This window comes from Noviherbaspirillum autotrophicum, assembly GCF_000818395.1.
Lineage (GTDB): Bacteria > Pseudomonadota > Gammaproteobacteria > Burkholderiales > Burkholderiaceae_D > Noviherbaspirillum > Noviherbaspirillum autotrophicum.
Map to the genome: position 1 here is coordinate 4,039,494 of NZ_JWJG01000028.1, position 24,625 is coordinate 4,064,118.

21 protein-coding genes are annotated in these 24,625 nt (G+C 60.7%); 17 read left to right on the plus strand and 4 right to left on the minus strand.

Annotated elements, in window-relative coordinates:
• Window position 1 precedes the first annotated feature (1 nt).
• The 6 genes from dapE (at window position 2) to alaC (ending at window position 7,371) form a co-directional block, all read left to right on the plus strand.
• Window positions 2-1,129, plus strand: coding sequence for a succinyl-diaminopimelate desuccinylase (gene dapE, locus TSA66_RS20030; protein ID WP_040041276.1), 1,128 nt, complete (start codon window positions 2-4; stop codon window positions 1,127-1,129).
• A gap of 63 nt (window positions 1,130-1,192) precedes the next feature.
• Window positions 1,193-2,077: a 50S ribosomal protein L3 N(5)-glutamine methyltransferase gene (gene prmB / locus TSA66_RS20035; protein WP_040041277.1), complete on the plus strand. Its 885-nt coding sequence runs from the start codon at window positions 1,193-1,195 to the stop codon at window positions 2,075-2,077.
• Window positions 2,078-2,079: 2 nt separating this feature from the next.
• Window positions 2,080-4,041, plus strand: coding sequence for an ATP-binding cassette domain-containing protein (locus TSA66_RS20040; RefSeq protein ID WP_040041278.1), 1,962 nt, complete (start codon window positions 2,080-2,082; stop codon window positions 4,039-4,041).
• Window positions 4,042-4,085: 44 nt separating this feature from the next.
• Entirely contained in the window at window positions 4,086-5,174 is a 1,089-nt protein-coding gene (locus TSA66_RS20045) for a CaiB/BaiF CoA transferase family protein (protein ID WP_040041279.1), read from the plus strand.
• A gap of 10 nt (window positions 5,175-5,184) precedes the next feature.
• Window positions 5,185-6,021: a Rossmann-like and DUF2520 domain-containing protein gene (locus tag TSA66_RS20050; RefSeq protein WP_040041280.1), complete on the plus strand. Its 837-nt coding sequence runs from the start codon at window positions 5,185-5,187 to the stop codon at window positions 6,019-6,021.
• Between the two features lie 138 nt (window positions 6,022-6,159).
• On the plus strand, window positions 6,160-7,371 hold the full coding sequence (gene alaC / locus TSA66_RS20055) for an alanine transaminase (protein WP_040041281.1): 1,212 nt from the start codon (window positions 6,160-6,162) through the stop codon (window positions 7,369-7,371).
• A gap of 46 nt (window positions 7,372-7,417) precedes the next feature.
• Here alaC and TSA66_RS20060 read toward each other — a convergent pair whose 3' ends face one another.
• A complete protein-coding gene (locus TSA66_RS20060; RefSeq protein ID WP_040041282.1) occupies window positions 7,418-7,765 on the minus strand; it encodes a hypothetical protein in 348 nt (115 codons plus the stop codon).
• Window positions 7,766-7,987: 222 nt separating this feature from the next.
• On the opposite strand from TSA66_RS20060, the gene ompR reads away from it, so the two are divergent.
• The 4 genes from ompR (at window position 7,988) to TSA66_RS20080 (ending at window position 12,256) form a co-directional block, all read left to right on the plus strand.
• The gene (ompR, locus tag TSA66_RS20065) at window positions 7,988-8,749 is read left to right on the plus strand and encodes an osmolarity response regulator transcription factor OmpR (RefSeq protein ID WP_040041283.1); all 762 of its coding nucleotides are present in this window, start codon (window positions 7,988-7,990) and stop codon (window positions 8,747-8,749) included.
• Window positions 8,750-8,767: 18 nt separating this feature from the next.
• Window positions 8,768-10,120 (plus strand): ATP-binding protein, encoded by a 1,353-nt coding sequence (locus tag TSA66_RS20070; protein WP_040041284.1) that lies wholly within the window; start codon window positions 8,768-8,770, stop codon window positions 10,118-10,120.
• 108 nt (window positions 10,121-10,228) lie between these two features.
• Entirely contained in the window at window positions 10,229-11,416 is a 1,188-nt protein-coding gene (locus TSA66_RS20075; RefSeq protein WP_084199767.1) for a DUF4382 domain-containing protein, read from the plus strand.
• Between the two features lie 234 nt (window positions 11,417-11,650).
• Window positions 11,651-12,256 (plus strand): DUF4382 domain-containing protein, encoded by a 606-nt coding sequence (locus tag TSA66_RS20080; protein ID WP_040042804.1) that lies wholly within the window; start codon window positions 11,651-11,653, stop codon window positions 12,254-12,256.
• Between the two features lie 51 nt (window positions 12,257-12,307).
• Here TSA66_RS20080 and TSA66_RS20085 read toward each other — a convergent pair whose 3' ends face one another.
• A complete protein-coding gene (locus tag TSA66_RS20085) occupies window positions 12,308-12,604 on the minus strand; it encodes an encapsulin-associated ferritin-like protein (RefSeq protein WP_040041286.1) in 297 nt (98 codons plus the stop codon).
• 201 nt (window positions 12,605-12,805) lie between these two features.
• Between TSA66_RS20085 and TSA66_RS20090 the strand changes: the two genes are divergently transcribed.
• Together TSA66_RS20090 and TSA66_RS20095 are read left to right on the plus strand one after the other, a co-directional pair.
• A complete protein-coding gene (locus tag TSA66_RS20090; RefSeq protein WP_040041287.1) occupies window positions 12,806-13,963 on the plus strand; it encodes an iron-containing alcohol dehydrogenase in 1,158 nt (385 codons plus the stop codon).
• 126 nt (window positions 13,964-14,089) lie between these two features.
• Window positions 14,090-14,293: a hypothetical protein gene (locus TSA66_RS20095; protein ID WP_040041288.1), complete on the plus strand. Its 204-nt coding sequence runs from the start codon at window positions 14,090-14,092 to the stop codon at window positions 14,291-14,293.
• A gap of 11 nt (window positions 14,294-14,304) precedes the next feature.
• Here TSA66_RS20095 and ispF read toward each other — a convergent pair whose 3' ends face one another.
• On the minus strand, window positions 14,305-14,805 hold the full coding sequence (gene ispF / locus TSA66_RS20100) for a 2-C-methyl-D-erythritol 2,4-cyclodiphosphate synthase (RefSeq protein WP_040041289.1): 501 nt from the start codon (window positions 14,803-14,805) through the stop codon (window positions 14,305-14,307).
• Window positions 14,802-15,500 (minus strand): 2-C-methyl-D-erythritol 4-phosphate cytidylyltransferase, encoded by a 699-nt coding sequence (ispD, locus tag TSA66_RS20105; protein ID WP_040041290.1) that lies wholly within the window; start codon window positions 15,498-15,500, stop codon window positions 14,802-14,804. The genes ispF and ispD overlap by 4 nt, the downstream gene beginning before the upstream one ends.
• Before the next feature lie 144 nt (window positions 15,501-15,644).
• Between ispD and mfd the strand changes: the two genes are divergently transcribed.
• The 5 genes from mfd to TSA66_RS25795 all read left to right on the plus strand — a co-directional run bounded on the left by mfd (window position 15,645) and on the right by TSA66_RS25795 (window position 24,600).
• Window positions 15,645-19,085, plus strand: coding sequence for a transcription-repair coupling factor (gene mfd / locus TSA66_RS20110; protein ID WP_040041291.1), 3,441 nt, complete (start codon window positions 15,645-15,647; stop codon window positions 19,083-19,085).
• Window positions 19,086-19,170: 85 nt separating this feature from the next.
• Window positions 19,171-20,013, plus strand: a complete 843-nt coding sequence (gene serB / locus TSA66_RS20115; protein ID WP_040041292.1) for a phosphoserine phosphatase SerB — start codon at window positions 19,171-19,173, stop codon at window positions 20,011-20,013.
• A gap of 19 nt (window positions 20,014-20,032) precedes the next feature.
• On the plus strand, window positions 20,033-20,395 hold the full coding sequence (locus TSA66_RS20120; protein WP_040041293.1) for a DUF4870 family protein: 363 nt from the start codon (window positions 20,033-20,035) through the stop codon (window positions 20,393-20,395).
• A 271-nt stretch (window positions 20,396-20,666) separates the two neighbouring features.
• Entirely contained in the window at window positions 20,667-21,806 is a 1,140-nt protein-coding gene (locus tag TSA66_RS20125; RefSeq protein ID WP_040041294.1) for an FIST signal transduction protein, read from the plus strand.
• A 4-nt stretch (window positions 21,807-21,810) separates the two neighbouring features.
• Window positions 21,811-24,600: a bifunctional diguanylate cyclase/phosphodiesterase gene (locus tag TSA66_RS25795; RefSeq protein WP_052452467.1), complete on the plus strand. Its 2,790-nt coding sequence runs from the start codon at window positions 21,811-21,813 to the stop codon at window positions 24,598-24,600.
• Window positions 24,601-24,625: the final 25 nt, after the last annotated feature.

The following is a 24,625-nucleotide window of genomic DNA, read 5'->3' on the forward strand; positions in this document are numbered from 1 at the left end:
CATGAGTAAAACGCTTGCCCTCACCGAAGAACTGATCGCCCTTTCCTCCGTGACGCCGGACGACAAGGGCTGTCAGCGCCGCATGATCGAACTATTGTCCCCCCTCGGATTTGAATGCGAGACCGTCGAGTCCGGCAGTGTGACCAACCTCTGGGCACGCAGGGGCACTGCGCAGCCGCTGGTCGTCTTCGCCGGGCATACCGATGTCGTGCCGACCGGCCCGCTCGATCAGTGGCACTCGGATCCGTTCTTGCCGACCCAGCGCGACGGCAAGCTGTACGGCCGCGGCGCGGCAGACATGAAGACGTCGATTGCCGCGATGGTTGTGGCTGTCGAAGAGTTCGTCGCGGCGCATCCGGACCACAAGGGCTCGATCGGCTTTCTGATCACAAGCGACGAGGAAGGCCCCGCCGTCGACGGCACCGTGGTGGTGTGCGACATGCTAAAGGAGCGCGGCGAGCAGCTCGATTACTGCATCGTCGGCGAACCCACGTCGACCGACCAGCTGGGAGACGTAATCAAGAACGGCCGCCGCGGCTCGATGTCCGGACGGTTGACCATCAAGGGCGTGCAGGGGCATATCGCCTATCCGCACATGGCGAAGAATCCGATCCATCTTGCCGCGCCCGCGCTGGCGGAGCTGGCGGCGGAGCATTGGGACGAAGGGAATGAATACTATTCGCCGACGTCCTGGCAGATGTCGAACATCCACGGCGGCACCGGCGCGACCAATGTCATTCCGGGCGAAGTCGTGGTCGACTTCAATTTCCGCTTTTCCACGGCAAGCACAGTCGAGGGCCTGCAGCAGCGGGTACACGCCATTCTGAACAAGTACGACTTCGACTACGACATCAAGTGGACCGTCGGCGGCCGTCCATTCCTCACGCCGCGCGGCGTGCTGTGCGACGCGATGACCCAGGCGATCAAGTCGGAAACCGGGATCGATGCCGATCTGTCGACTACCGGCGGCACTTCCGACGGACGCTTCATTGCCCAAATTTGTCCGCAGGTGATCGAATTCGGCCCGCCCAACGGCAGCATCCACAAGATCGACGAGCATATCGAGCTGCGCTTCATCGATCCGCTCAAGAACATCTACCGGCGCACCCTGGAAAACCTGCTGCGTTAACCTCCCGAATTCCCTGCACATGCACGAAGGGAATTCATCGCGACTTTCTCACAACCGTAATCCATGACACCAGAAAATTTTTCCACGATCCGCGACCTGCTGCGTTATGCGGTTACCCGCTTCAACAGCGCCCAGCTGTTCTTCGGCCACGGTAGCAGCAATGCATTCGATGAAGCCGCATACCTGATCCTGCACACGCTCAGGCTCCCCCTCGACAAGCTCGATCCCTTTCTCGATGCGCGCCTGCTGCCGGAAGAAGTCGCCGCCGTGCTCAAGGCGCTTGAGCGGCGCGCGAGCGAGCGCGTGCCGGCTGCCTACATCACGAACGAGGCGTGGCTTGGAGACTATCGCTTCTATGTCGACGAGCGCGTAATCGTGCCGCGTTCCTTCATTGCCGAACTGATTCCCGATCAGTTCGTGCCTTGGGTGGAAGATCCCAACGCCGTCGCCAACATCCTGGAATTGTGCACCGGCTCGGGCTGCCTGCCGGTCATGCTGGCCGACGCCTTCCCCAATGCGCATGTGGATGCAGTCGACATCTCGCCCGAGGCCCTGGCGGTAGCCCGGCGCAACGTGGACGACTATCACCTGCAGGACCGCATCACCCTGATCGAATCGGACCTGTACGCAAACGTCCCGAAAAAAAAATACGATTTGATCGTCACCAATCCGCCGTACGTCAACTCCGGTTCAATGAGCAAGCTGCCACAGGAATACCTAAACGAGCCGCAGATTGCGCTGGCCGGCGGTGCTGACGGCATGGATCTGGTACGCAGGATCGTGGCCGGTGCAGGAGAGCGGCTGACCGAGGATGGCGTACTGGTTGTGGAAATCGGCAATGAGCGGGAATTCGCGGAAGCGGCATTTTCCGACCTGGAGCTCACCTGGCTGTCGACCTCAGCCGGCGACGACATGGTGTTTCTAGTGACAGCTGACCAGCTGAAATAGCAATGATACGTTTTCAGCAAGTCAGCCTGATCCGCGGCATCAAGCCGCTGCTCGACAACGCCGACGTGACGCTCAACCCGGGCGAAAAAATCGGCCTGATCGGCGCCAACGGCGCCGGCAAGTCCAGCCTGTTCGCCCTGCTGCGCGGCGAGCTGCACGCCGACCAAGGAAGCGTCGACTTTCCATCGAAATGGCGCATGGCTTATGTGGCGCAGGAAACGCCTGCGCTTGACCGCCCGGCGCTGGAATATGCGATTGACGGCGATGCCGGTCTGCGCCGCTTACAGGCGGAACTGGCACAGCTGGAAGCCCTGCCCGATCATGCAGCCCATGGCACCCGCGTCGCGGAGCTTCACGCAGCGTTGGCGGATGCGGATGCCTACACGGTGCGCTCGCGCGCCGAACAGCTGCTGACCGGCCTGGGCTTCACGCAAGACCAGATGCAGCAGCCGGTCGCCAGTTTCTCCGGCGGCTGGCGCATGCGCCTCAACCTCGCCCAGGCGCTGATGTGCCCGTCCGACCTGCTGCTGCTGGACGAACCGACCAACCACCTCGATCTCGATGCCATCATCTGGCTTGAGGACTGGCTGAAACGTTATCCCGGCACACTGATTATCATTTCGCACGACCGCGATTTCCTTGACGGCGTGGTCAATGTGATCGTCCACATCGACGACCGCAAGCTCAAGCGCTATTCCGGCAACTACTCGGCCTTCGAACGCCAGCGCGCGGCGCAGATCGCGCTGACCCAGGCTTCCTACGAAAAGCAGGCCAGGCAGCGCGCCCACCTGCAATCCTTCATCGACCGCTTCAAGGCCAAGGCGACCAAGGCTCGCCAGGCGCAAAGCCGCATGAAGATGTTGGCGAAGATGGAGGAAATCGCACCGTTGCAAGCAGCCGCCGAATTCTCGTTCGAGTTCCGGGAACCGGTCAGCGCGCCGAACCCCTTGCTGGTGATGGAAGACGTCAACGCCGGCTACCACACCGAAGCCGGCGACAAGACCATTGTGTCGGGCATCACCTTCTCGCTGCAGACCGGCCAGCGCATTGGCCTGCTCGGCGTCAACGGCGCCGGCAAATCCACCCTGGTCAAGACTATCGCCGGCGAGCTGAAACCGCTGACCGGCGACGCGCGGCTTGGCAAAGGGCTGGTAATCGGCTATTTCGCGCAGCATCAGGTCGAAATGCTGCGGCATGACGAATCCCCCTTGTGGCACCTGATGCGTATTGCGCCCAACGTGCGCGAACAGGAGCTGCGCAATTTCCTCGGCGGCTTCAATTTTGGCGGCGACATGGTGACCAGCAAGATCGCACCGTTCTCCGGCGGCGAAAAGGCGCGCCTGGCGTTGGCGCTGATCGTCTGGCAGCGCCCCAACCTGCTGCTGCTGGACGAACCGACCAACCACCTCGACCTGGAAACGCGCGAGGCGCTCACCATGGCGCTGGCGCAGTTCGAGGGAACGCTGGTGCTGGTGTCGCACGACCGCCACCTGCTCCGCGCCACCACCGACCAGTTCATGATCGTGGCCGATGGCAAGCTGCAGCCGTTCGACGGCGACCTCGACGACTACCGTGACTGGCTGTTCAAGACCAAGCTCGGCAAAACGGATACCCCTTCTGCCGCTTCGGACCCATCCGAGAAGGCTTCCGCGGCAACGACGTCGGAGTCGCGCGAAGACCGCCAGGAGCGACGCCGCCAGGAAGCCGAGGAACGCCAGCGCCTGTCCGCGCTGAAGAAGCCGATCGAAGCACGCATCAAGCGACTTGACGAACAGATGGCGAAGCTCAACACACGCAAGGCCGAAGTCGATGCTCGGCTGGCCGATCCCGCCATCTATGACGACGCCAACAAGGACGAACTGAAGGCGCTGATCCTCGACCAGGCTTACCTGGCCAAGGAACTGGAACAGCTCGAAACAGAATGGCTGGAGCAGCAGGACGCGCTGGAACAGCTCACTACCTGAACTGCCGGGCAACAGCGATTTCACCGATTTCAAAGGGAGGCTGCATGAATCAACCGATCGACAAGCCGCTGCAAGGTGTTCGCGTACTGGACCTGACACGGCTGCTGCCCGGCCCGATGGCGACCCTGCATCTGGCCGACATGGGTGCCGACGTCATCAAGATCGAAGACCCGGGTGTCGGCGACTATGCGCGCACCATGGGTCCGGTGCGCCATGAAGTATCGCAGTTTTTCGTCGCGGTCAATCGTGGCAAGAAGTTCATGCGGCTCGACCTCAAGAACGCGGGACAGCGCGAAGAATTTCTCAAACTGGCCGAGGCTGCCGACGTCGTTGTCGAGAGCTTCCGGCCCGGCGTAATGGACAAGCTCGGCATCGGATGGGAGGTGCTGAAGCGCCGCAATCCGAGGCTCGTGATGTGCGCCATTTCCGGCTACGGGCAGGATGGGCCGCTGGCGCAGATGGCGGGCCATGACCTCAACTATGTCGGACTGGCCGGCATGCTGGAGCAGAATGTCGGGCCGGACGGCATCCCCGCCCTGTCCAACCTGCAGGTCGGCGATCTTCTGGGCGGCGCGCAGGCTGCGGTGCAAGGTATTCTCGCTGCCCTGATCGGCGTAAAGACAAACGGACGTGGGCGCTTCATCGACGTGTCGATGACCGATGCCGTATTCGCGCACAACATTATGCCGCTGGTCGCGGTCAACAACCACGGCCGGACTGCGCCGCCGGGGCACGACCTGCTGACTGGCGGCGTTCCCTGCTACAACGTCTATCGCGCCAGCGACAACCGTTTCATGGCGGTCGGCGCGCTCGAACTCAAGTTCTGGGAAGCCTGCTGCGACGTGCTGCAGCGCCCCGATCTGAAGGCACGCCACTGGAGCCTCGGGCAGGAGGTGGGCGGTGCCGACGCGATGGCGGTCAAGGCCGAGCTCGATGCGATCTTCGCGCAGCACAGTCTGGCGGCATGGACCGAAAAATTCTCCACCGCCGATTGCTGCGTAACGCCGGTCCTGCGCATGGACGAAGCCCTTATGCATCCGCTGTTCCAAGCGCGCGGCATGGCCGCGCAACAGACCCATGCGAGCGAAGGCAAATACTGGGCGACCGGGCCTGCGGTAAAGTTCAAGGAGTAGTCAAGCACCTATGGCTGCAACGCTCAATATCGTCGGCTGCGGCAAGCTTGGCCGGACCCTAGCGCGGCTGTGGACGGACCACTCCGTCCTGACCGTCCAGGACGTGCTGAACCAATCGCTGGAAAGCGCGCAGCAAGCAGTATCGTTCGTCGGCGCCGGACAGGCCGTGGCAGATTACGCCTCGCTGCGCCCTGCCGATATCTACATGATTGCGGCCACCGACGACCGGATCGTGCCTTGCTGCGAAGAGCTGGCGCGCGCCGGCAAACTCACGGCGCATACAGTGGTATTCCACTGCAGCGGCGCGCTGCCGTCTGGCGCACTGCAGGCCGCGCAGCAGGCAGGCGCGGCGGTCGCAAGCGTTCATCCGATCCGCAGCTTCGCAAGCCCGCAACAAGCGGCTGCCGACTTCGCTGGAACCTATTGCGGCGTGGAAGGCGATCCGCAAGCGCTCGCCACTCTGAACGAATCCTTCGCCGCCATCGGCGCGCGCATGGTGCCGATTCATGCCGACTGCAAGGTCATCTATCATGCAGCAGCGGTATTTGCGAGCAACTACCTGGTTACCCTGCTCGATGTCGCGCTGCAGGCTTATGCAAAATCAGGCGTGCCGCAGGACGTGGCCTTGCGCATGATGGAACCGCTGGTGCGAGGAACGCTGGACAACGTGTTCAATGTCGGAACGGTCAACGCGCTGACCGGGCCAATTGCACGCGGTGACATGGCAACGGCCGACAGGCAGGCGCGCGCCGTCGCCGAGTGGAACAAGAATCATGGGAAGCTATACGAACAGTTCGTCGAATTGACAAAGGCGCTTGCCGCACGGCGCCATTCAACCCAGACCTGAGTTCGCCCCGGCCAACCAACGTCGTTTGCCGTTTCGGATATCCTTGGTTAGAATCAAGCCAGAGACAGCTTTCCCCCTTCAGGAAAAGCCGGTTTCAACGTCGCTCGGACGGTTCCGGGCGCTTACGTAAAAATTCACATGACAACATCTCAAAGCCCGCGCCGCTTTGCGCGCATTGATCGTCTTCCCCCTTACGTTTTCAATATCACCGCCGAGCTGAAAATGGCGGCCCGTCGCCGCGGCGAGGATATCATCGACATGTCGATGGGTAATCCCGATGGCCCGACTCCGCCGCATATCGTCGATAAGCTGGTGGAAGTGGCCAAGCGGCCCGACACGCACGGTTACTCGGCTTCCAAGGGTATCCCGCGTTTGCGCCGCGCCATTGCGCGCTGGTACAAGACGCGCTACGACGTCGACTTCGACCCGGACAGCGAAGCGATCGTGACGATCGGCTCGAAGGAAGGCTTGGCGCACCTGATGCTCGCAACGCTGGAGCGCGGCGACACCGTGCTGGTGCCCAACCCCAGCTATCCGATCCACATCTACGGCGCGGTGATCGCCGGTGCCGATATCCGTTCGGTGCGCATGAGTCCCGGCGTCGATTTCTTTGCCGAGCTGGAGCGCGCCATCCGGGAAAGCTATCCGAAGCCCAAGATGATGATCTTCGGCTTTCCCTCCAATCCGACGGCGCAATGCGTGGAGCTCGATTTTTTCGAGCGCGTGGTCAAGCTGGCCAAGGAACACGACATTCTGGTCGTGCACGACCTGGCCTATGCCGACATCGTCTTCGACGGGTGGAAAGCGCCCTCCATCATGCAGGTACCGGGCGCGCGCGACGTCGCCGTGGAATTTTTCACGCTTTCGAAAAGTTATAACATGGCCGGCTGGCGCATCGGTTTCATGGTCGGTAACAAGGAACTGGTCGCCGCACTCGCGCGCATCAAGAGTTACCACGACTATGGCAGCTTTACCCCAGTCCAGGTCGCCGCGATCGCAGCGCTGGAAGGTGACCAGACGTGCGTGCAAGAGATCTGCGCGAAATATCAAAGCAGGCGCGACGTACTGGTCAAGGGCTTGCACGAAGCGGGTTGGAACGTGGACCTGCCGAAGGCCTCAATGTACATCTGGGCGCAGATTCCGGAACCGTACCGCCATCTCGGATCGCTGGAATTTGCGAAACAGCTGCTGGCAAAAGCGAAGGTCTGCGTTTCGCCAGGCGTCGGATTCGGTGAATATGGCGATGAGTATGTGCGCTTTGCGCTGATCGAAAACGAGGCACGCATCCGCCAGGCGATTCGCGGAATCAAGATCATGTTCCGTGAAGACGGGCTTGTCCGCCGCGATTGAGCGGTCGACGGCTGGCGCAATGCGAACGATTGCGCCAGCCAGTGTTCTATCGTTGTTTTGGCACGTAAATGTCGTGTCCGACTTCATCGATCTGCCGGCGCAGCGTGCGGCGGTCTTCCGGAGACATCCTTCCCTGCCGGCGCGCATTTTCCTGCGCGCTGGAGCCGCTGTCGCCCTGTGCAGTATAACCGCTGGTTTCAGGCAATCCCACGACCCTGCCGCGGCGCGGCTCCTGCTGGCGCTGCCCGGGCGGCTCCGGGTCTTGCAGATTGCGCTCGAGGACGGCATTCTGCAAGTAGGCGCGTTCGGTACGGCCGAACACGCCCGGGCCGGCAAGCACATTCGCCGTACCCGAAATCAATAACAGAAAGAAGCCAAAGTGAGTGAGCCGCATGTCTCGCCGCAAATTCATAAACTGCTTGCCCGCCGGTGCCGGAATCCATGTCCCTTGCTGCGTCTTGAGCTAGACTTCGCATAGCGGTTAAGCTTGAACAGTGATCCTAGTGTAGGTCGCATCATGCGATGCGATAACCTGATTAAGGTAAAGTTTGTAACTCTTTGTAATGCTTTTCATTAAGCAGATGAATCACCGACTTTCCGACGTTACCATAGCGCCATGAATACGACAAATCCGACAACAAACCATCCCGCCTCCAGCGGTCATCAGGCAAAAATCCTGGTGGTCGACGACGACCTGCGCCTGCGTGATCTGTTGCGCCGTTATCTGGCCGAACAAGGCTTTAACGTGGTGACTGCGGAAAATGCCCAAGCCATGAATAAGCTGTGGATCCGCGAGCGCTATGACTTGCTGGTGCTGGACCTGATGCTGCCCGGCGAAGACGGCCTGTCGATCTGCCGGCGCCTGCGCGGGGCCGGCGACCAGACACCGATCATCATGCTGACGGCCAAAGGGGAAGACGTCGACCGCATCGTCGGACTGGAGATGGGAGCCGACGACTACGTGCCGAAGCCGTTCAATCCGCGCGAACTGGTGGCGCGCATCAACGCGGTCCTGCGCCGCAAGGGACCGGATGAAATCCCGGGTGCGCCGTCGGAAACGCCGCAGACCTTCCGTTTTGGCGATTTCGTGCTCGATCTCGGCACCCGCACGCTCAAGCGCAACGACGACACCATTTCGCTCACCACCGGCGAATTCTCGGTGCTGAAAGTATTTGCACGACACGCACGCCAGCCGCTGTCGCGTGAAAAGCTGATGGAACTGGCACGCGGCCGCGAATACGAAGTGTTCGACCGCAGCCTGGACGTCCAGATTTCCCGCTTGCGCAAGCTGATCGAGCCGGATCCCTCCAATCCGATTTTCATTCAGACCGTGTGGGGACTCGGCTACGTATTCATTCCGGATGGCCAGCCGCGATAGAGGCATCCACCGCTTCGCATGAAGAAAATCCGAAACCGCCTCGGCTGGCTCAGGAGCGGTCTGTTCTGGCGGACCTTCATTTTGCTGGCGTTCCTGATTACGGCAAGCCTGTTGACGTGGGTGGCAAGCTTCCGTACGGTGGAACGCACGCCGCGCGCGCAGCAGATTGCGGCACAGGTGATCTCCATCGTAACCATCACGCGGGCGGCGCTGACCCACTCCGCACCGGATTTACGGCGCGAGCTCCTGTTCGACCTCGCCAGCAATGAAGGCATTCGCGTCTACCCCCTGGAAAAAAACGATGTGATCGAACCACCCGAGGACAGCGGCGTGCTTCCCGTGCTGGAGTCCGACGTCAAGGCCCGCCTAGGTAACGACACGAAATTCGCCGGCAAGGTCAACGATGTGGCCGGTTTCTGGATCAGCTTCAAGATCGATGACGATGAATACTGGCTGCGACTGGACCGCGAACGCATCGAGCGGGTATCGAACATCCAGTGGCTGGGCTGGGGCGCCATTTCCCTCGCACTAGCGCTGCTCGGCGCAGTCTTCATTTCGCGCCTGATCAATCAGCCGTTAGCGCGCCTGACCGATGCCACCCGCGCCATTGCCAAGGGCGTGCAGCCTGAGCCGCTGCCGGAAAAGGGCCCGACCGAGATCAGGGAAGCCAACCGCAGCTTCAACCAGATGGTGGCCGACCTGAAGCGACTGGAATCGGACCGTGCCATTATTCTTGCTGGTATTTCACATGACCTGCGCACCCCGCTCGCGCGCATGCAACTGGAACTGGAGCTGGCGAAGTTGAACGAAGATGCCCGCAACGGCATGCAATCCGACCTGGCGCAAATGGATTCGATCATTGGTCAGTTCCTCGAATATGCGAGGCCAAATGACAAGTCGCAGTACGCTTCGGTCGACCTGAGCGCGCTGCTGTCCAATTGCGCGCATGAGGCGGAACGCCTGCCGGACGTGCGGATCACGACCGATATCGCGAAAGGTGTAACGGTAATCGGCAACGCCACCGAACTGAAGCGCGTCGTCCACAACCTGATCGAGAATGCCCGCCGCTACGGCAAGAGCGCCGGCATCGATCTGGCCGAGATCGACATTGCCTGCCACGCAGAAAACGGGCAGGCGGTGATCGAGGTGGCAGACAATGGCTCGGGAGTGCCGGAATCCGAAATGGAGCGCCTGCTGCGGCCGTTTACGCGCATGGACATCGCACGAGGGCAAGCCAACGGTTCGGGATTGGGATTGGCCATCGTGGATCGCATCATCAAACGCCATCACGGCATGCTCAAGCTATCGAATCGCGCCAGCGGCGGATTGAAAATCAGGATTTCATTCGATTCGGCGACGGCGCGGGCATAACAATTTTTTACATAGTCTTTCTTTCCACGATATTTTTGATTCGTTACAGTTCTCTCGAGGTAAGGCTTCGGCCTGCCATTGGCAATGGACAAACACCAGGGAGCTGCAATGAAGAGAATATCGACATCCTTTCGCCATCTTGGCCTTCCAATGGCCCTTGGCCTCACCGGCCTGCTTTCCGCCTGCGGCGGCGGAGGGGACAGCACAGCAGCGCAGGGAACGCTGCAGGTCAAGCTGACCGATGCCCCGGCTTGCGGCTTCGACAACGTGTATGTGACGGTCTCCAAGGTCCGCGTCAATCAGAGTACGAGCGCCACTGAAGGCGACGGCGGCTGGCAAGATATCGTTCTGACCGCACCGAAGAAGATCGATCTGCTGACACTGACCAATGGCTTAACAACGGACCTCGGCATCAAGACCTTGCCGGCTGGCCGTTATACGCAGGTGCGCCTGGTACTGGAAAAAAATACCTCTGCACCGTCCGCCAATTCGGTCGTCGTAGGCGGACAAGCCAAGGCACTCTCCACACCGAGCGGGCAGACCAGCGGACTGAAGGTCAATATCAAGGACGGCGGATTCGAGGTAGCGGCCAACTCGACGGTGGACCTGATGCTCGATTTTGACGCCTGCAAATCCATCGTTGCCGAAGGCAACGGCAACTATTCTCTCAAGCCTGTCATTACGGCATTTCCGCTGCTTGCCGAAGCAGGAGTTACGGGCATCGCCGGCAGCGTCGCTGCTGGCCTGAGCGCCCCGCTCGTCACCGCGCAACAGAACGGTGTCGTGGTAAAGGCGACCGTGCCGACCGCGGACGGTAAGTTCGACCTGTCGCCACTGCCTGCTAGTTCGGCCTCATATGTGGTCGTCCTGACTGCAGACGGGCGCACGACCTCCGCCATCACGGGCGTTCCGGTGACTTCGGGCCAGAAAACCTCGATTGGCACGACGATCACCCCGACCGCTTCTGCGATGCGGACCATCAGCGGCACGTCAACGCCGGTCGCAGCGCAGGCGCTGGTGCGTGCCACGCAAAACTATTCGAACGGGACTGCGGTCGAGGTCGGCTTCAAGAATGCCGATGCGGGCACCGGCCAGTATTCCCTGTCGGTTCCGGTCGAAGCGCCGCTACTGGGCAGTTACAGCACCTCCGCGATCACTCTCGCACCCGATGCGCCTGCGACCGCCGGCAAGTACACGGTGGAGGCGTCTGCCACCGGCTATGCCTCCCAGGCTGCGAACGTTGACGTCAGCAGCGCCAATGCCACAGTGGATTTCCCGCTAGTGCCAGCACCCTGAATTGCCGCAGAAACGCTCTTTTGAGCCAAGCCTCCGCCTCCATGCGGAGGCTTTTTTTTCGGATGTCCCGACGCAGTCGAAAAAAAGCGAAATGCCTGCATTGTCCTAATGACATTAAAAAGCCACAGAAGAACGGCGCGCATCAATATAGAATATTGATTTTTGAACAATAATCACTATGGCAATGCGGCCGACGTCATTGATGCGGACCACATACCTATTCAGGGAGACAACATGCGACTCAGGAAAATCGCCCAACAAGCAAACTTGCTTGCGGCCATTGGCATGACGGTTCAACTTGCCGGTTGTGGTGGAGGAACCGACCACGCTATCGCCGAGGGCACGCTGCGCGTGTCGCTCGCCAATACCGGTTCAACTACGTGCGGCTACGATATGGTCCGCATCGCGGTGGATTCCGTCATGGTGAACCAGAATGCAAACGCGATCCCGGGTGACGCCGGCTGGCAACCGAGGGATGTGCCATTGGGGCTGCATCAGTCCAAGGACGTGAATCTGAGCGCGCAGAACAACAACGTTCCGCAGGAAGTCGTCACGATGTCAGTACCGGCTGGGCATTATGCGCAAGTACGCCTGTGGCTCGAGCAAAACAGTGCGCTTGTCGTGGCGCCCAGCTGGGTCATGAAGTCGGGAACCCAGATTGCACTCGATACGAGCAAGGCCGCCAGTATTCCGATTCCGTATGCATTCACTGTTCCGGCTAACGGACAAGTTGACCTCACCTTGAACTTCGACGTGTGCCAGTCCATTGTCGATACTGGCGGCATGTTCCAGCTGATATCGGCGCCGGTCATTAGCGCCACATCAACTGCGGGAACCTGACGGGTAGCCTTGCTGCGGCGGCTGGCAACAGCGCGCCGCACGTAATTTCGCTCAGTCAGGTTCGTGACTGGCAATATCGCCGGGCTTGAACAGCACCTCGCGCAGCTCGTGGTCCATCTTCGGATCGCGCCGCCTGATCCATTCCAGCACCATGGCGGCATGCTCCTTTTCCTCGTCGCGGTTGTGCTCGAGGATGCGTTTCAACTCCTGGTCGGCGGTCGCATCGATGCGCTGGTTGTACCAGTCGACCGCTTCGAGTTCTTCCATCAGGGAAGTAATTGCACGATGCATGTCCATGGTTGCCGCGGACAGTTTGTCGAGTGGTTCATGGAAGCCTTCACTTGCCATAGTTTCTCCTTGAGGTCATGTCGTCACAATGATGGAGATCATTGTGAAATCTGCACAAGGAAAGCTCAAATTGGCAGTTTCAATATTGAAGATAGACAAACACAATTCATGATTGCCCGAAAAGGCCGCCCCCAACCCGATTTCATGCTTGACGTTACAATAAGGCACGCAATAACAGTCCGATAACCTTGGGAGATTCCGGTGCTGAACTTCGATTTCTATAATCCGACCAACATTCTTTTCGGCAAGGGACGCATCGCCGATCTGGGCAAGGTGGTGCCGGTCAATGCGCGCGTGCTGGTACTGTACGGCGGCGGCAGTATCAAGAGCAACGGCGTGTTCGATGAAGTGATGACGGCATTGGCCGGACGCAGCGTCCATGAATTTTCCGGCATCGAGCCGAACCCGAGCTACGAAACGCTGATGCAGGCGGTCGAGCTGGTGCGCCGGGAAAAGCTGGACTTCCTGCTGGCCGTGGGCGGCGGTTCTGTCATCGATGGCACCAAGTTCGTGGCGGCGGCGGCCTGTTTCGATGGCGATCCCTGGGCGATACTGGAAAAGCGCGGCCGCAATATCACGCAGGCGCTGCCATTCGGCGCGATCCTGACGCTGCCGGCAACCGGCTCTGAAATGAACGACGGCTCGGTCATCACGCGCAAGGCACTGCAGGCGAAGATGGCATTTTCCAGCCGGCTGGTGTTCCCCAAGTTTTCCATCCTCGACCCGTCCAAAACCTTCACCTTGCCAGCAAGGCAGGTCGGCAACGGCGTGGTCGATGCATTTGCCCATGTGATGGAACAGTACATGACTTATCCGGTGAATTCGCCGGTGCAGGACCGTTTCGCCGAAGGCTTGCTGCAGACACTGATCGAGGAAGGCCCGAAGGCATTGGCCAATCCGCAAGACTATGACGTGCGCGCCAATATCATGTGGTGCGCAACACTTGCGCTGAACGGCCTGATTGGCGCCGGTGTGCCGCAGGACTGGGCCACGCACATGGTCGGCCATGAGCTGACCGCCTTGTACGGACTCGATCATGCGCAGACGCTGGCGATCGTGTTGCCGGGCATGCTACGCGTGCGCAAGGAAGGCAAGCGCGCAAAACTGCTGCAATACGCCGCGCGCGTGTGGAACATCAGCGAAGGCGATGAGGACGTCCGTATCGAACAGGCGATCCAACGCACCCAGGATTTCTTCGAGCAAATGGGCGTCAAAACCCGCCTCTCCGACTACCAGCTTGGCGCGCAAAACATCGAGGCGATCCTGAAACACCTGGAAAGCCACCGCATGGTGACGCTGGGCGAGCAGCGCGATGTGACGCTGGAAGTCAGCCGCAAGGTACTCGAACTGAGCGTGTAATCTGCTTCCGCCAAGCGTGAACTTCCTGCCAGACGGTCAATCTACTGTGTGATATGCACAAGGGCATAACGTGGCTTGATCGTCGGCATGGCTTCGTGTCCATGCATCACGTTCGCAGGAGGATTCATGAACCCCACACCCTCTTCCGGCAACACCGGGATCAACGCACCACCCCACCTGAAGCCGGGCGATGAAGCCGCGCCGGGCACGGTCGGCACCGGCGAAGATATCTGCCAGGATTGCTCAGGCACTGGAAAGCGAAAGGATGGCAGCGAGTGCCCGACCTGTGAAGGCACAGGCCGCATCGTCCAAGGAATTGGCGGCGGCTGAGTCCTGCGGATTCAGTTCATTTCATCGCGCCGGTAGATCAAGGCCACGGCTTCCGCCGCGATGCCCTCTTCCCGTCCGAGATAGCCGAGCTTCTCGTTGGTCTTCGCCTTGAGGTTGACCTGAGCCAGGGTGACATCGAGATCAGCGGCGACATTCGCGACCATTTGCGCGATATGCGGCGCCATTTTCGGCGCCTGCGCAATGATGGTGGCATCAACATTGCCGATCAGGTAGCCGGCGGCGGCGACGCGCTTGCACGCTTCGCGCAGCAGTACCCTGGAATCCGCCCCTGAAAATTGCGGGTCGGTATCAGGGAAATGCCGTCCGATGTCTCCCAGCCCGGCAGCGCCCAGGATCGCGTCGGTGATCGCATGCAGCAGCACGTCGGCATCCGAGTGCCCGAGCAAGCCGGCCCGATGGGGAATGGCGACGCCGCCGATGATCAGCTTGCGGCCCGGCACCAGCGCGTGGCAGTCGTACCCTTGTCCGATGCGGAACGGGGGCAGGTTCATGCGATTCCTTTCAAATACAGTTCGGCCAGCGCCACGTCATGCGGCAACGTGACCTTGAGATTGCGTGGGCTCCCTTCGACCAGCTTCGGCTGCAGGCCAAGCGCTTCGATCGCGCTTGCCTCGTCGGTGACGGCGTCCGCCTGTTCCAGCGCGCGCCGCAGCAATGCATAGCGAAACATCTGCGGCGTCTGCGCCGCCCACAAGTGTTCGCGCGAAACCGTCGCCTGCGCGCGGCGTTCGCCGTCGCCGCGCTTGAGCGTGTCGACCACCGGCAAGGCGAGCAGCCCGCCCACCGGATCATCGCGCAGTTCGCATACCAGCTTGCCGATCAACTCGCCGTTCAGCCCCGGTCTGGCGGCATCGTGCACCAGCACCCAGTCGTTCTCGCCGACCTGGCCACCGATGGCGCGCAAGCCATTCAGCACCGACTGATGCCGGGTCGCGCCGCCATGATAGATGACGGAGATGCGGTCGAACAGGTGGCTGGCGCCGGACAGCACATCGGCAATATAACCATCCTCGGGCGAGACAACGACATAGGTATGTGCAATTTCCGGCGTGGCGGCAAAGGTGTCCAGCACATGCCTGAGCATCGGCTTGCCTGCCAACGGCAGGTATTGCTTCGGGCAACCAGCGCTCATGCGCGCGCCGACGCCCGCGGCAGGGATGAGCGCGAAATAACGAGATGACATCATTGCGTTCCAATGAAAACCCCGTTCCGGCCGGGGCGAAGTGCTTGGTTTATAATCTCCGCATATTTTCTCACAGCCAAAGTGCGCTGAAATGCAGGCATTTCGGCACTTTTTGGCGAAACATGACATTTCAGATGTCCCGACTTGATGTCATTCGATCTAAAGAAATCCCTTCCCAAGCCCGGTAACCGATTTGCCCTGCCCGCTGTGCATGGCTCGGCCGACGCCTTCGTTCTGGCACAGGGCGCCATCGAACTGAAGGCGCAGAAGCGCATGCTGGCGGTGGTTGTCGCCAATGCCACCGATGCACAGCGCCTGCTCGACGAAATCCCGTGGTTCGGCGGCGAAGCCGAGTTGCGCTGCCACCTGTTGCCGGACTGGGAAACGCTGCCCTACGACGCCTTCTCGCCGCACCAGGACCTGGTATCGGAACGCCTGGCAACGCTGTATGAAGTGCAAAACGGCCAGTGCGACGTGCTGATCGTGCCAGCCACGACGGCCTTGTTGCGCATGGCGCAGCCCTCCTTCCTGGCCGCCCATACCTTTTATTTCAAGCAGGGCGAAACGCTGGACGAGGCGCGCCTGAAATCGCAGCTGACGCTGGCAGGCTATACCCATGTGTCTCAGGTGATGTCACCCGGCGAATACTCGGTGCGCGGCGGCCTGATCGACCTGTTTCCGATGGGTTCGGCGCTGCCTTACCGGCTCGACCTGTTCGGCGACACAATCGAGACGATCCGCACCTTCGATGCGGACACGCAGCGCTCGCTGTATCCGGTGCGCGAAGTGCGCCTGCTGCCGGGCCGCGAGTTCCCGATGGACGAAGCCTCGCGCACCGCCTTTCGCGGCCGCTGGCGCGAGGAATTCGAAGGCGATCCGTCCAAGTCGCCGATCTACAAAGACATCGGCAACGGCATCGCGTCCGCCGGCATCGAGTACTACCTGCCGCTGTTTTTCGATGAGACAGCAACGCTGTTCCAGTACCTACCGGACGATGCGACCTTCGCGCTGGTCGGCGATATCGACGGCGCGATCAAGCGCTTCTGGAGCGATACGCAGTCGCGCTACAAATTCCTGAAGGCCGACCGCGAGCGGCCGCTGCTGTCGCCGGAACGGCTGTTCCTGAAGGACGAGGATTTCTTCACGCTGGCCAAGCCGCACGGGCGCTGGGTAATCCAGGCAGGCGACACCGCCTCCGAGATTTCCGCGCCGATCCCCAATATCGCCGTCAACCGCCGTGTCGACGATCCGCTCACCAATCTGCGTTCCTACCTGCTGCAGACCGGCAAGCGCGTCATGATCTGCGCCGAGTCGAACGGCCGGCGCGAAACGCTGCAGCAGTACTTCAACGAATACAACCTGGCGCTCGCGCCGTGCGAAGGCTTTGCCGGCTTCGCCAGCGCTTCCGACAAGCTGATGCTGGGCGTGGCGCCCTTGCATGCCGGTTTCGAGCTTGGCTTCGATCACGGCAACCTCGCTTTCATCACCGAGACCGAGCTGTATGCCGGCTCCGGGCGCCGCGCAGGAAAACGCAAGCAGGAAGGCGCGACGCAGGTCGAATCGATGGTGCGCGACCTGTCGGAACTGAAGATCGGCGACCCGGTCGTGCATGTGAATCACGGCATTGGCCGCTACATGGGTCTGCTGAGCATGGACCTGGGCGAAGGCGAAACCGAATTCCTGCATCTCGAATACGCGAAAGACACCAAGCTGTACGTGCCGGTATCGCAGCTGCACGTGATCTCGCGCTACTCCGGCGCCTCGCCGGAAGACGCGCCGTTGCACGTGCTCGGCTCCGGCCAGTGGGAAAAGGCCAAGCGCAAGGCCGCGCAGCAGATCCGCGACACGGCGGCGGAACTGCTCAACCTGTATGCACGCCGCGCAGCGCGCCAGGGACATGCCTTCCAGTACTCGGCGCACGACTACGAAGCCTTCGCGGAAAGCTTCGGCTTCGAGGAAACGCCCGACCAGAGCGCAGCGATCAATGCTGTGATCAAGGATATGACCGGCGGCAAACCGATGGATCGGCTGATTTGCGGCGACGTCGGCTTCGGCAAGACCGAGGTCGCGCTGCGCGCCGCTTTTGTGGCCGTCATGGGCGGCAAGCAGGTCGCGATCCTGGCGCCGACCACGCTCTTGGCGGAACAGCATGCGCAAACCTTTGCCGACCGCTTTGCCGACTGGCCGGTGAAGATCGCAGAACTGTCGCGCTTTCGCACCGGGAAAGAGGTCACGGCGGCGATCAAGGGCATGGCCGAAGGCACGATCGATATCGTGATCGGCACCCACAAGCTGTTATCGAACGAGGTGAAATTCTCGCGCCTCGGCCTGGTCATCATTGATGAGGAACACCGTTTTGGCGTGCGGCAGAAGGAAGCGCTGAAAGCCCTGCGCGCCGAAGTCGATGTGCTGACGCTCACCGCGACGCCCATTCCACGCACGCTCGGCATGGCGCTGGAAGGCTTGCGCGACTTTTCGGTGATTGCCACCGCGCCGCAAAAGCGGCTGGCGATCAAGACCTTCGTGCGCAGCGAGAACGATTCGGTGATCCGCGAAGCCTGCCTGCGCGAACTGAAGCGCGGCGGCCAGGTGTACTTCCTGCACAACGAAGTCGAGACCATCCAGAACCGCATGGCGATGCTGGAAGAGCTGCTGCCGGAGGCGCGCATCGCGGTCGCGCACGGCCAGATGCACGAGCGCGACCTGGAAAAGGTGATGCGCGACTTCGTGGCGCAACGTTTCAATATCCTGTTGTGCACCACCATCATCGAAACCGGCATCGACGTGCCGACCGCGAACACCATCATCATGCACCGCGCCGACAAGTTCGGCCTGGCGCAATTGCACCAGTTGCGTGGCCGCGTCGGACGCTCGCACCACCAGGCGTATGCCTACCTGCTGGTGCATGACGTGCACGGCCTGACCAAGCAGGCGCAGCGCCGGCTGGACGCGATCCAGCAGATGGAGGAGCTGGGCAGCGGCTTCTACCTGGCGATGCACGACCTGGAAATCCGCGGCGCCGGCGAGGTGCTGGGCGAAAACCAGTCGGGCGAGATGATGGAAATCGGCTTCCAGCTCTACTCCGACATGCTCAATGAAGCGGTGCGCTCGCTCAAGAACGGCAAGGAACCAGACTTGGCCGCACCGCTGTCGACCACGACCGAGATCAACCTGCACGTGCCGGCGCTCTTGCCACAGGATTATTGCGGCGATGTGCACGAGCGGTTGTCGCTCTACAAGCGTTTGGCCAATTGCGACAGGCAGGAAGCGATCGACGACCTGCAGGAAGAATTGATCGACCGCTTCGGCAAGATGCCCGACCCGGCCAAGGCGCTAATCGAAACGCACCGGCTGCGGCTTGCCGCCACGCCGGTCGGAATTGTTAAAATCGATGCCCACGCCGAATTGGCGGTGCTGCACTTCCAGCCTAACCCGCCGATCGACGCGATGCGCATCATCGAGCTGATCCAGAAGAACCGCCACATCAAGCTGCATGGACAGGACAAGCTGCGCATCACGGCCAACATGCCGGATCTGGCAGCGCGCGTGTCGCAGGTGAAAGCGACCATTCGCTCGCTGGTCGGATAAGCGAACCATCGAATGGCATGGGGTGCATAGCGTCCCATGCGCCAATGTTTTTATTTTTTTCGAGACTGCGACAAGCAGCCAAGTAATGAATCTGATTCTCCAGGGCCTCGCCGCCGACCGCTCCACTATCGACCGCATCGCCACCATGGCGGATGCCCAGCGCATCGTCCAGCTCAACCCGGACGCCTATCGCTGCGAAGGCGTCGGGTATTCCGATGCATTGAAAACAAAGATCGACAGCGAATGCTTCGCCGCCCGGCTCGACTACGCATTTGTCGAAGCTGGCCGCAAGCTCGGCGACTTCAGCCTGGTCGCGATGGACATGGATTCGACGCTGATCACCATCGAATGCATCGACGAGATCGCAGACATGCAGGGCTTGAAACCGCAGGTTGCGGAAATTACGGAAGCGGCGATGCGCGGCGAAATCGAATTCCGCGAAAGCCTGACGCGCCGCGTATCGCTCTTGAAGGGGCTTGATGCGAGCGCATTGCAGCGCGTCTACGAAGAACGGCTGAAGCTTTCCCCGGGCGCGGAAAAGATGCTCGCCGCTGTGCAGGCGGCGGGGCTGAAAACCCTGCTGGTGTCCGGCGGTTTCACCTTCTTCACCGACCGCATGAAAACCCGCCTTGGCCTCGACTATACGCACTCAAACGAACTTGAAATCGTCGACGGCAAGCTGACTGGCAAGGTTGTCGGCAGCATCGTCGATGCCGATGAAAAAAAGAATACCGTCGAACGCGTGTGCCGCGAGCTTGATATATCGCCGAAGGAAGCAATCGTAATGGGCGACGGTGCCAACGATTTGAAAATGATGGGCATTTCCGGCATGTCCGTTGCGTTCCGCGCCAAGCCGGTTGTGCGGGCACAAGCAGATGTCGCCTTGAATTTTGTAGGATTGGACGGCATTTTGCCTTTGTTCGATTAACTCCCTCCAGGGAAACACCATGACCCAGGAACTCGTATTCGATGAAAAGTTGCAGTCCGCCAAGAACCTCGCCTGGTGGTTATACATCGGCCACGGTGCGAGCTTCCTGTTTTCGCTGGGCGCGTTTTCCTGGATTCCACTAATCATTAATTACATCAAGCGCGACGAAGCCCTCGGCACCTTCGTCTACACCCATCACAGCTGGCAAATCCGCTCGTTCTGGTGGTTTTTCTTTTGGATGGTGATCAGCGTGGCGCTCGCGTTTACCATCATCGGCATACCGCTCGCCTGGCTCATCGGCACGGTGGCATGGGTATGGAAAGCGTACCGCCTGCTCAAGGGCATTCTGGACCTTAACGATAACAAGGCAATGCCGGTTTGATGGCGCAGTATTTTGTTGCGCCACGGCATAACCTGTTCCTTGCCTCTTCCAAACCTGTGGCCAGTAAAAATGATGGCCAGGTTTCACTCCTTTCCAGACATTACCCGGCTGCCTATCAGGTTCGGGAATGCCGAGCCTGTCCTCGTATTTATTTCTAGGCATCAAGATTTCTTCGGTGTACTCTTTAAGCATTAATCGGTCAGTGATTGCCCTCGGCAACTGATACCGGCCGCGCCAAGAGCATGTAAAACATGCCGCAGGAGGGAGAACCATGCAACTGAGTACATTTTCATTCGATGCCGTGCGCGGCTGGTCGGTGTCCGCGTTTCCGCCGCTCGACTCCGAACGCACGCTCATCATGGTCTACGCGGCACCCGACTACCTCAACACTCCCCAGCCTATTTCGGAACTGTGCCGCGCCTATCCGCGTGCGCGGCTGATCGGTTGTTCCACGGCTGGCGAGATCGCCGGCCCGGCGGTCAACGACGGCAGTCTTTCCGTTGCGGTAATGCGGTTCGAGCACAGCGATGTCACCGCAGTCTCCGCCCAAATCAGGCATGCGTCCGATTCGCACGACGCCGGCACACTACTGGCCGGTCAACTCCGGCGCGCCGGCTTGCGCAGCGTCTTTGTCCTGTCCGACGGCTTGCACGTCAACGGCAGCGAGCTGGTGAAGGGATTGGCGTCGGCCTTGCCGGTCGATGTCACGGTCACTGGCGGCTTGGCGGCAGACGGCGACCGCTTTCAGCGTACATGGGTCATCCGTGACGGAAAGCCGGAGAGCGGGATCATTACCGCGGTCGGCCTGTACGGCGAGCGGCTCCGCATAACCCACGGCTCGCGCGGCGGCTGGGACAGCTTCGGCCCCGAACGACGCATCACGCGATCCAGCGGCAACATCCTGTACGAACTCGACGGCAAACCGGCGCTTGCGCTCTACAAGGAATATCTCGGCGAACGGGCATCCGGCTTGCCCGCCACCGGCCTGCTGTTTCCGCTGTCGATACGCAAGCAAGCCGGCGAATCGCGGCAGGTAGTCAGAACCATCCTCAGCATCGACGAATCCACCCAGGCGCTGATCTTTGCCGGCGACGTGCCGAAGGGCTATCTGGCGCAGCTCATGCGCGCCAATTTCGACAGGCTGCTCAATGGCGCAAGCCTTGCCGCAGGCCAGGCGAAGGGTGAGGACAAGGCGATCGGCCCGGTGCTTGCAGTCGCCATCAGCTGCGTCGGCCGCCGGCTGGTGCTGGGCGAACGCATCGAGGAAGAAACCGAAAGCACGCTGGAAAATTTGCCGCCCGCGACGCAGCAGGTCGGTTTCTATTCCTACGGCGAAATATCCCCGTACACGAACGGCAGCTGCGACCTGCACAACCAGACCATGACCTTGACGACGTTTTCCGAGTTCTAGACCCGTGCCTCCCAACCATAATCTGCTGCTGCGCCAACTGAAAAAACTCGGCATCGATGTTGCCGAAGGCCCGAACTCGCGGGAACAGTGGCTGCAATTTCTAGATCGCGTCAACCGCGCCTATACGGAAGCAGACCAGGAACGCTATCTGATGGAGCGTTCGCAGGAAATTTCTTCCCGCGAAATGCAGGAGCTATACACCCGGCTGGAGGAGGCGCAGCGCATCGCAGGATTGGGGAACTGGTCGTTCAACCATCTGGATCACAACGGGCATTGGTCGGAGGAGTGCTTCCGCATATTCGATTTCGATCCATCCTCGCCGCCGCCCAGCTTCCGCCATATTCTGCAAAGAGTGCAGAAAAGAGACCGCCGGCGTCTGAAACAGGCGTTTCAGGCTGCGCTGCGCAAAGGGCAAGGCTGCGAGATCGAATTCCGCCTGCGCCGGCCGAATGGCGCTACGCGCTGGGTACGCATGCTCGTCAAGCCGGTCGACAATGACGATGGCACGATCGCGCGCCTGCACGGCACGATGATGGATATTACCGTGCGCAAGCATAGCGAGATCCGCCAGGCGTTAAAGCACGCGATCACTCGCGCCGTGGCGGAATCCGTGTCGATCGACGATACCATGCCGCAGATCATCCAGATCGTCTGCGAGACGGTCGGCTGGGCGGGCGGCACGTTATGGATGTTCAATCGCCCGGAAAATTCATGCGAGCGCATCCATTCCTGGTCCGTGCCCGATTCGCGCGTGCGGCAATTTTTCGACGGCACGCCGTGCACTCTCGCCCTGCCGGCGCGCGACAACCTGATTGGCCAGGTCATCGATTCGGGCCAACCGGTGTGGATCGGCGACGTTGGCCGCATACCCGACGCCCCGATCACCGCGGCGCAACTCGGCGCGGGCCTGCGCGCGGCATTTGCCTTCCCGATCCTGAATGGAGGCGAGCTGCTTGGGGTGGCCGAATTCTTCGGCAGGCGGCCGCAGGAAGCCGATGACGAAATACTGCAAAGCGCGGCATCGATCGGACGTCATATCAGCCAGGTCCTGCAGCGCAGGCAGGCCGAACATGCCTTGCGCGAGAGCGAAGCCCATTTCCGCGCGCTGGTGGAGCAGGCAAGCGACAGCTTCTATGTGCACGACAGCACGGGCCGCCTGATCGACGTCAACCAGCATGCATGCGACAGCCTCGGCTACAGCCGCGCCGAACTGCTGTCGATGACCATGATGGAGATTGACGTCGACCTTTCCCTGGACGATTTGCGCCACCTGCAGGCACGCACCATCGAAGGTGCTGCGCTTGCCGTCGAGAGCCGCCATCGGCGCAAGAACGGCTCCACCTTTCCGGTCGAGATCCGCATGGGCCCGATCCGCATCGGCGGCAAGGAGCACCTGCTGTCGCTGGCGCGCGACGTTACCGAGCGCAAGTCCTTGCAGCAGCATATCGAGCATCTCGCCTACCATGATGCGCTCACCGCCCTGCCCAACCGCGCGATGTTCAACCGCCACCTGCGCCACGCCATCGCACAGGCGCAGCGATACAACAAGCGGCTGGCGGTGCTGTTCGTCGATCTCGACCGCTTCAAAAACATCAACGACACGCTGGGCCATGAAGCCGGCGACCGCCTGCTGCAGGAAATGGCGCATCGCATCGGATCATGCCTGCGCAGCGGCGACGTAGTCGCCCACCTGGGCAACGCGGAAAGCCTGGTGGCGCGGCTGGGCGGCGACGAATTCGTCGTGCTGGTCGAGGAAGTGACGGATAGCAGCCAGGCCAGCCAGATCGCCCACCGGATCCTGGCGGCGACCGTCAGGGAATACCAGCTCGACGGACAGCTGGTCCATATGACGGCGAGCATTGGCATCAGCTTGTTCCCGGAGGACGGACGCAACGAATATGCGCTGATGAAGCATGCGGATATCGCGATGTACCGTGCCAAGGAAAGCGGCAAGAATACGTTCCAGTTTTACTCAGCCCAGATGGATGCCCATTCGGCCAAGCTGCTGGCGCTCGAATCGGGCCTGCGCCGGGCTATCGAGCGCGACGAATTGACGCTGCACTATCAGCCAAGGGTGGATGCCCATACCGGGCGCATCACAGGGGCCGAGGCGCTGGTACGCTGGCGCCACCCCGACCTGGGGCTGGTGGCGCCGGCGCACTTCATTCCGCTGGCTGAAGAGACTGGCCTGATCGTGCCGCTGTCGAAATGGGTGCTGCGGCAAGCCTGCATGCAGCATTCCCAGTGGCGGCGGCAGGGGCTGCCGCCCTTGCGCGTTTCGGTCAATCTGTCGGCACGCCAGTTTACCGACGATAACCTTTCTGGCGAGACAGCAAGGACGCTGCATGAGTGCGGCATGGATCCTTCCCTGCTTGAGCTCGAAATTACCGAGAGCATGATGATGTACAACACCGACCGGACTATCCAGGTACTGTCGGAATTGCGCATGATGGGCATCGCCATCGCTATCGATGATTTCGGAATCGGCTATTCTTCCCTGTCGCATCTGAAGCAGTTCCCGATCGACATCATCAAGATGGACCGCGCGTTCATCAAGGATATTCCCAACGACTTTTCGGATGCGGCCATTGCCGATGCAATCATTGCAATGAGCAAGCGCCTCAACATGACGATCGTCGCCGAGGGCGTGGAATCGCTTGCGCAACTCGAATTCCTGCGCGAACGCGGCTGCGATGAAATACAAGGGTACTATTTCAGCAAGCCATTGCCCGCCGACGAATTCGTCCAGTTCGCATTCTCCAACTTGGGTATTTCGCAGCGCGTCCAGGCTTAGGCACATCGATTGCTTGGCTAAAAGG

Excerpts from the sequence above, each read along its gene's own strand:
- alaC (WP_040041281.1), top strand. The coding sequence starts at position 6,160 with ATGACAACATCTCAAAGCCCGCGCCGCTTTGCGCGCATTGATCGTCTT.
- ompR (WP_040041283.1), top strand. The coding sequence starts at position 7,988 with ATGAATACGACAAATCCGACAACAAACCATCCCGCCTCCAGCGGTCAT.
- serB (WP_040041292.1), top strand. The coding sequence starts at position 19,171 with ATGAATCTGATTCTCCAGGGCCTCGCCGCCGACCGCTCCACTATCGAC.
- TSA66_RS20075 (WP_084199767.1), top strand. The coding sequence starts at position 10,229 with ATGAAGAGAATATCGACATCCTTTCGCCATCTTGGCCTTCCAATGGCC.
- ispD (WP_040041290.1), bottom strand. The coding sequence starts at position 15,500 with ATGATGTCATCTCGTTATTTCGCGCTCATCCCTGCCGCGGGCGTCGGC.
- mfd (WP_040041291.1), top strand. The coding sequence starts at position 15,645 with ATGTCATTCGATCTAAAGAAATCCCTTCCCAAGCCCGGTAACCGATTT.
- TSA66_RS20060 (WP_040041282.1), bottom strand. The coding sequence starts at position 7,765 with ATGCGGCTCACTCACTTTGGCTTCTTTCTGTTATTGATTTCGGGTACG.
- TSA66_RS20045 (WP_040041279.1), top strand. The coding sequence starts at position 4,086 with ATGAATCAACCGATCGACAAGCCGCTGCAAGGTGTTCGCGTACTGGAC.
- prmB (WP_040041277.1), top strand. The coding sequence starts at position 1,193 with ATGACACCAGAAAATTTTTCCACGATCCGCGACCTGCTGCGTTATGCG.
- TSA66_RS20080 (WP_040042804.1), top strand. The coding sequence starts at position 11,651 with ATGCGACTCAGGAAAATCGCCCAACAAGCAAACTTGCTTGCGGCCATT.
- TSA66_RS20125 (WP_040041294.1), top strand. The coding sequence starts at position 20,667 with ATGCAACTGAGTACATTTTCATTCGATGCCGTGCGCGGCTGGTCGGTG.
- TSA66_RS20050 (WP_040041280.1), top strand. The coding sequence starts at position 5,185 with ATGGCTGCAACGCTCAATATCGTCGGCTGCGGCAAGCTTGGCCGGACC.
- dapE (WP_040041276.1), top strand. The coding sequence starts at position 2 with ATGAGTAAAACGCTTGCCCTCACCGAAGAACTGATCGCCCTTTCCTCC.
- TSA66_RS20085 (WP_040041286.1), bottom strand. The coding sequence starts at position 12,604 with ATGGCAAGTGAAGGCTTCCATGAACCACTCGACAAACTGTCCGCGGCA.
- ispF (WP_040041289.1), bottom strand. The coding sequence starts at position 14,805 with ATGAACCTGCCCCCGTTCCGCATCGGACAAGGGTACGACTGCCACGCG.
- TSA66_RS20070 (WP_040041284.1), top strand. The coding sequence starts at position 8,768 with ATGAAGAAAATCCGAAACCGCCTCGGCTGGCTCAGGAGCGGTCTGTTC.
- TSA66_RS20040 (WP_040041278.1), top strand. The coding sequence starts at position 2,080 with ATGATACGTTTTCAGCAAGTCAGCCTGATCCGCGGCATCAAGCCGCTG.
- TSA66_RS20120 (WP_040041293.1), top strand. The coding sequence starts at position 20,033 with ATGACCCAGGAACTCGTATTCGATGAAAAGTTGCAGTCCGCCAAGAAC.
- TSA66_RS20095 (WP_040041288.1), top strand. The coding sequence starts at position 14,090 with ATGAACCCCACACCCTCTTCCGGCAACACCGGGATCAACGCACCACCC.